This window comes from Pantoea sp. B9002 (assembly GCF_013385945.1).
In the GTDB taxonomy this organism is placed as follows: Bacteria; Pseudomonadota; Gammaproteobacteria; order Enterobacterales; family Enterobacteriaceae; genus Pantoea.
On the sequence record NZ_JACAPA010000062.1, the window covers coordinates 1 to 1,631 of the forward strand.

General features: G+C 65.6%; 1 protein-coding gene. It reads left to right on the forward strand.

Annotation, left to right across the window (positions count from 1 at the left end; translation table 11 throughout):
- Positions 1–1,631, forward strand: a 1,631-nt coding sequence (locus HX773_RS24420) for an Ig-like domain-containing protein (RefSeq protein ID WP_255433315.1), incomplete at both ends; no start/stop codon positions are given.

Here is a 1,631-nt window from a genome sequence, read left to right on the forward strand (position 1 = left end):
GAGTTCCGCGGCGCCGGACTGGAAGAAGGCGACACCGTTTATATCTACGATCAGGCGACCACGCCGCCAGCGCTGGTAGGCACGGCCATCGTACAGCCGGGCGGCACCTGGTCCTATGAGCCGGTCACCGACCTGGGCGAAGGTGAGCACCGCGTAGTGATTATCGTTGAGGATGGCGCAGGCAACCGCAGCGAGCCAAGCAACGAGTTCGTGTTTGAAATCGACACCGTGGCACCGGCCAACCCGCGTCCGGGAATCGGTCCTGACGGTCCGTTCGAAGGCGCCTGGGATGACCAGGGCGACCGCACCGGCTGGATCAACGCCGACAGCACCACCGACGATGCACAGCCGGAGTTTAAGGGCTCAACCCTGGACGAAGGTGACATCGTGGTTATCTATAACGGCGAGCGCGCTATCGGCAGCACTGTCGTGCTGGCTGACGGCACCTGGAGCTGGATCCCTGATGCCCCGCTGCTGAACGGCGACTACAGCATTTCTATTGCCGTGCGTGACACCGCGGGTAACGAATCTGCCCGTACCGACTCGCTGGACTTCACCATCGGCGCAGGCGGCCGTCCGGGCGTTCCAGGCGTTGACGGCGTGTACAACGACAACGGTGACAGCGCTGAGCTGATCCAGTCGGGCTACCACACCAACGACAGCACCCCGCTGATGAAAGGCACCGGCGTAGACGGGACGGAAATTATCATCCGCAACGGCCCTGGTCCGGGCAACATCATCGGCTCGGCGACCGTCACCGACGGCGAGTGGAGCTGGAACCCGGATGCGGCGCTGGCGGACGGCACCTATAACCTGAACGTCTCGGCGAAAAATGCGGCGGGTAACGAAAGCGGCACCACCGGCGACTGGCAGATCGTAATTGACACCGTGCCGCCGGTTGCACCGGTCGGCATCGAGCTGTGGGACGACGTGGGCAGCACCGGCGCTATCCGCGACGGCGAGCGCACCGATGACAGCACCCCGACCTTCCGCGGCACCTCGAATGAATTCGGCGGCACCGTGACTATCCGCAACGGCGCGGGCGACATCGTCGGCACGGCCATCGTGCAGCCGGGCGGCGGCTGGAGCTTCCCGGTTCCGGAGCTGAGCAACGGCAGCCACACCCTGACGGCCGAAGTGACCGACCTGGCCGGCAACACCGGTCCGGCAAGCCCGGCGCTGAACTTCACCGTTGATACCTCGGGCGTGGGAATCAGCATCACCCATCTGGTCGGTGACGCGAACGCAGATCCGCTGGAAGTGGGCAGTGGCGGCGTGATCAACGACGTGACGCCGGTGCTGCACGGCCGCGCGACGCCAAACTCGCTGGTGAGCGTGTTTATTGACGACGTGCCGTTTGGCACCGTGATCTCAGGCCCGGATGGCCGCTGGTCAATGCCAGTGGCGCTGGCCGACGGCGAGCGCGAGTACCGCATCAAGGCGTCCGTGGCGGGGAGCGAAGGCACCACCAGCGACTTCGTGGTAGAGCTGGACGTAACGGCCCCGGCGGGGACCTTTGACCGCATCATTGACGACGTGGGCAACGACCCGTCCTCGCCGAGCGTGGAGCTGGGCCGAGGTGCCTACACTAACGACCGCACGCCGCGGCTGGAAGGCACGGCGCCGGAAGG